Source organism: Corallococcus sp. 4LFB (assembly GCF_046520365.1).
GTDB lineage: Bacteria > Myxococcota > Myxococcia > Myxococcales > Myxococcaceae > Corallococcus > Corallococcus caeni.
In genome coordinates this window covers 1-5,036 of record NZ_JBKGHJ010000557.1, presented here as the reverse complement: position 1 = coordinate 5,036, position 5,036 = coordinate 1, and the positions used below count along the sequence as shown (strand labels likewise).

Annotated in this window: 3 protein-coding genes and 1 pseudogene; 1 reads left to right on the top strand and 3 read right to left on the bottom strand. The window is 70.5% G+C overall.

The annotated features are described in order from the left end of the window. Positions 1 to 383: pseudogene (locus ACLEQD_RS36735) on the bottom strand (hypothetical protein); the annotation flags it as partial. A 200-nt stretch (positions 384 to 583) separates the two neighbouring features. Then, positions 584 to 1,900 carry a hypothetical protein gene (locus tag ACLEQD_RS36730; protein ID WP_410390549.1) on the bottom strand — a complete coding sequence of 439 codons (1,317 nt, stop codon included), beginning with the start codon at positions 1,898 to 1,900 and terminating at the stop codon, positions 584 to 586. Positions 1,901 to 2,037: 137 nt separating this feature from the next. Between ACLEQD_RS36730 and ACLEQD_RS36725 the strand changes: the two genes are divergently transcribed. Then, positions 2,038 to 3,108, top strand: coding sequence for a hypothetical protein (locus ACLEQD_RS36725; RefSeq protein WP_410390548.1), 1,071 nt, complete (start codon positions 2,038 to 2,040; stop codon positions 3,106 to 3,108). 14 nt (positions 3,109 to 3,122) lie between these two features. On the opposite strand, the gene ACLEQD_RS36720 is transcribed toward ACLEQD_RS36725, so the two are convergent. Next, positions 3,123 to 4,877, bottom strand: coding sequence for a translocation/assembly module TamB domain-containing protein (locus ACLEQD_RS36720; RefSeq protein ID WP_410390547.1), 1,755 nt, complete (start codon positions 4,875 to 4,877; stop codon positions 3,123 to 3,125). Between the last annotated feature and the right edge of the window lie 159 nt (positions 4,878 to 5,036).

Genomic DNA, 5,036 nt, shown 5'->3' with positions numbered 1-5,036 from the left:
CGCACGCGCCGGGCGATGCGGCCGAGGAACGCCTCCGCGTCATCCGCGTCCATGGACTCCAGGACGAAGGGGTTGAGCGCCCGCGCCAGCGTCACCGCGGCGGGCCCGGACACGAGGCGTGGGGCAGGGGCCGGCAGGTACAGCCCGCTGGCCGCGTCCTGCTCGAACGCGTCGAAGCCGTCCTCCTCCAGGAAGGCGTCCTCCGCCTCGGCCTCGGCGAACAGCTCCTCGAAGCCGTCGTCCTCGAAGCCCTCGGCCCCGAAGCCGTCGGCCCCGAAGCCGTCGTCCGCGAAGCCCTCGGCCTCGAAGGCCTCCAGGTCGCTGAACTCGTCCGCCAGCGCCTCCAACTCCTGGAGGGCATCCGCGCCCTCCCAGGGGTCCATGGCGTCGAGGGACTCCACATCGGAAAGGAACTCAGCGCTGGTCATCGCTTCCCCCTCGCATCGCGAGACATCCACCCCTTCACGGGCCCCAAGTTGGAGAAGGCACGCGAGGAGTGGCAGTCACTCGTTTGAGCTAGTGCTGGCGCAAATCGCGCACGCCAGCACCCGGGAAGCGACGACGCAGGACCTGCTTCAGCGGCTCAGGGCTTCACGCACGCGGCCTGGCCGCCCGCGTCCTTGTAGGCCTTCACGCGCTTCACCAGGTTGCCGTTGTCCGTCTCCGGCGTGGTCTGCTCATTGTTGCCCGCGCCGAAGAGCATGCCCACGCCGCCCGCGGCGGCCACTTCACCCGGGTGGGTGAGGAAGTAGTCCACGCGGTTGTCGCGCCACTGCTTGCCGCTGTTGGGCAGGGCCATGTTGCCCACCGGCAGCTGCCACCAGAGGTGCGGCTTGTTCAGCCGCGTGGACACGGCCTTCGCCCAGGTGAAGGCCTGGTGGAAGTGCGGCAGCTTGCGGTTCTCCGGATCCCACCAGACCGCGCTGCCCGTCGTCTCCTGGTACCAGCCCGCGTCGCGGTCGGACGCCTCCACCGTGACGAAGTCCGTGTCGCCCGCGCCCACGGACAGGAGGAAGTCCGCGACCTTGTTCGCCTCGCTCGCCACGTCGAACGACGCGTCCGTGTTGCCGGACACGTCCGTCTTCGTCGCCCACGCGCTCGCGTGCAGGCCCACCTTCGCGTTGGGCGCGTACTTGCGCACCATGGCGATCATGCACCGGCCCAGGCCCGCGCCGTTGTTCTCCTGGCCGCCGCAGTCCGTGGGGTTCGCCGCCTTCACCGCGACCGGCGTGGACTGCGCCCGGCCGTCCTTGGGGAAGAACTGGAGGTAGGCCCACATGTCCGGCTCAATCTGCAGCAGCACCTTCTCCTGGCCCACCTGCTTGAGCAGGAAGCGCCAGTCCGCGAGGTAGCGCCCCAGGAACGCGGAGTCGTTGAGCGCCTTGAGCTGCGCCTCGCCCTCGGCGTAGCCGCTGGACTGGTATGCCTCGTAGTAGGTGATGAAGGGGAGCTGCCCGTTCGCCTGCGCGGCCTTGATGAAGTCGCGCACGTAGGCGCCGGGCGCCTCCTGGTCGTACTGCCAGCAGCCCCACCACCCGCAGCCGCCGCCCGCGTTGGAGCACGACGCGCCGTCGGACGTGCACCCGGACGCGCACGACTGGCACGCGTCCTTCGAATCGAAGAGGCCCGCCGCGAGGTACAGGTAGCGCACGTCGAAGGGCGCCGCCTTCGCGGTGTCATCCTCCATCTGCGCGCCCACCAGCAGCGTGCTCTTGCCCAGCGGGGTGAGGAACGCCGCGCCCAGGCACTCCGAGCCGTCACCCGGCGTCACCCCGGGCCCATCCGTGCCCGGTCCAGGCTCCTCACCCGGCGAACTCGAATCCGAACAGCCCGCCACGGCCAGCAGGCCCGCGGCGAGGAACGGCCAACACTTCCGACGAAACAGGGCAGGGGTCCGCATGATGTCCAAAACTCTACTCCGGCCCTGTCCCTCCATGCCCCCCCTTGCGGATGGGTTGTTCTCGCATTCCAGGAAAGTCTTGAGTCACGCCCGCCCCACCGGCTAACAGCCGGGCTTCCTTCCCCGAGGTGTGCGTGATGAAGCTCCGATTGTGTGTGCTGCTGGTCCCCGCGCTGCTGGCGGCCAGCTGCGGTCCCCTGGATGAGACCCCCGAGCCCGTCATCGACGAGCTGACCGGGCAGGTGCTCCAGGAGGCGACGACGAAGTACGACATGCACCGCCTGCTGGAGGACTCGGACGTGACGGGCGGCACGGGCATCACGCCGGCGCAGGTGCAGGCCTTCCTCCAGCAGCAGGGCTCGTACCTGGCGGGCTACACGGACCCGGCCTACGGCAAGACGGCGGCGACGCTCATCGTGGAGCGCTCGCGCGCGTCCAACATCAGCCCGCTGTACATGCTGGCGCGCATCCAGGGCGAGTCCAGCCTCATCCAGAGCGGCACGTCCACGAACCTGAGCAAGGCCACGGGCTGCGGCTGTCCGGACAGCAGCGGCTGTGACGCGCAATACGTGGGCTTCGGCAAGCAGGTGGAGTGCGCGGCGAAGAAGATGCGCGGCTACCTCACCGACCTGGAGGCGGGCCGCGCCACCATCTCCGGCTGGAAGACGGGGGTGACGAAGTCCACGTCCGACCCGTGCTCGGTGAAGCCGGTGAACAACGCCACCGCGGCGCTCTACACGTACACGCCCTGGGTGGGGGCGTACGCCATCCAGTGCGGCCGCACCACGGTGGGCGGCTCGTCGCTGATGGCGTCCATCTACAACCGCTACAAGACGGCCTACCCGTGGACGCTCACCACCGCGGAGGGGTGCTACTCCGGCACGGTGGACGCCACGGTGCCGGAAGGCTCGTGCGTGCAGAGCTCGTCGGACGCGCTGTGGCGCCAGTGCTCGCAGGGCGTCTTCATTGGCGGCACCACGACGAAGCCGTCCAACTGCAACGTGTCCTTCCCGTACTGCGTCTCCACGCGCCTGGGCCGCGGCGTGCCCACGCGCACCTGCGTGCAGGCGAGCAGCACCGTCTGGCAGCAGTGCGGCGCGGAAGGGGTGTGGCGGGACGCGCCGGGCGCGGGCACACGGGCGTGGGGCCCATGGGCACCTGCTACGCGACGTACGCGCTGTAGCCGTCACCCCGCCGCCCGGACGTGAGCGCGTCCGGGCGGTCAGTATTCCTTGGTCCAGATGAGGTCCAGGCCGCCGGAGCGCGCGTCGCCGTACATGCCCTCCAGGCTCCAGCGCGGACTGAAGAGGTACTGGAAGCGCACGGCGTTGGCGTTCTCCCCCTTCTGGAGGTTGGCGCCCACGCGGCCGGTGTAGCCCACGTAGATTTTGTCCGTCACGTACGTGCCCACCTCCAGCTTGGTGCCGGCGATGCCGCTGTCACCCGCTTCGATGGAGAGCACGTCCAGGGGCAGCTTCGCGGCGATGGCCTTGCGCGCCTCGTTGGCCACGAACGAGCCCACCACGGAGGCGGCCTGCGCGCCCGCGTTCATGGACGCGCCGGAGCCGCGCTCCAGCGTGCGGCGGCCGGTGGCGAGCAGCGTGTAGATTTCCGACTCCGGCAGGGCCGGGTCGCTCGTGGTCTTCAGCGTCACCTCCTTGCCCTGGCCGCGCACGGTGACGAAGACGGTGACGTTCGCGTTCTCGTTGCGGTGCTCGGCGGTGACGTTGATGTACGGCATCATCACCGGGCCGGTGAAGCGCACCTGGCTGTCGCGCTGCACGTCGAAGCGGCGGCCCAGCACGTCCACGCGGCCCAGCAGCACCATCACCTCGCCGAACATGCGCGCCTCGTTGGCGTACTCGACGCGGAAGCCCTCGGACAGGCCCAGCTGGACGTTGAGGTCCGTGCCGCGCACCCAGAGGTTGCGGGGCGCGTTGATGTTCACCCAGAACTGGCGCTGCGGCGCCTCCTCCTCCTCGCCGTCCTCCGCCAGGACCTCCGCCTCCGCCTGTGACGTGGGGCTGCCCGCCTCCCCGCTGCCTCCCACGGTGGACGCCGGGTTGCCGGGCATGCCGGGCGAGTCCGGGGCGTTGCGCGGGTTCTGCGCCTTCTGCGACGTGGCCACCTGCGTGGGCGCCTTCTCCTTCTTCTTGCGCTTGTCCACGGGCACGCCGTTGCGGACCATCACCACGTCCTCGGGGCGCTCCAGCGGCTGCAGGTCCTTGCGCTTGGCCTCCGGCAACTCGACGTGCGCCTCCGGGATGGACAGGTCGCTGATGTTCACCAGCCGTTCGCTGAGGCTGCCCTTCATGGACAGGTTCAGCGTGAGCAGGGCCATCAGCTGGTCCTCCACCACGATGGGCAGGTTCTTGGTGTGGCCCTTGCCCTCCAGGATGAACTCGCCGTCCTTGCCCTGGCGGTTCGCGGTGGCCGTCAGCGCCAGCGAGCCGTTGCCGGACTTCGCGGTGAGCTGCTTGAGCTCGATTCGCTGCTGCGACGCGTTCAGCGCGAGCTGGATGTCGTGGTACTCGCCGTAGCCCATCAGCCCCAGCTTGCCGTCCTTCCACGCCAGGGCGCCCTTGAAGGTGGGCGCGCCCACGGTGCCGCCCAGGTTCGCGTCCGCCTGCATGAGCCCGCCCAGCGAGCGCACGTAGGGGGAGATGCCGGAGAGGAACGTCGGGTCGAAGCGGCGCGCGCGCAGCGACACCTCCACCGGCGCCCGGTCCACCTTCTTCGCCGGCCCCTGCGCGGCCTGGAACGCGGGCAGCGACAGGTCCAGCCCCAGCGTGCCGCCCAGGAGCAGCGACCCGCCGCCGGGCGCGGTGAGCATCGCGTCGAAGAGGGACTTCGCCTGGGAGTAGGAGTAGTGCAGCCGCGCCTGCCCCAGCGCCGTCTGCGCGACGCCCAGGTGCTGCAGGCCCGCGTTCAGCTCCAGCTCCGGGGCCTCCGGCGTGCCGCGCGCGACCAGCTCCATGGCCAGCACGCCCTGCGGCCCGCGGTTGCCTGCCCGGGCTGCCGCACCGCCATGCCGGGAAGCTCGCTCAGCGGCACGGGCCCACGCGCCCTTCAGGCGGAAGGCACGCGCTGACCACCTCGCGGTCCTGGAGCGCGGCCAGCGGCGCCAGCACGCGCG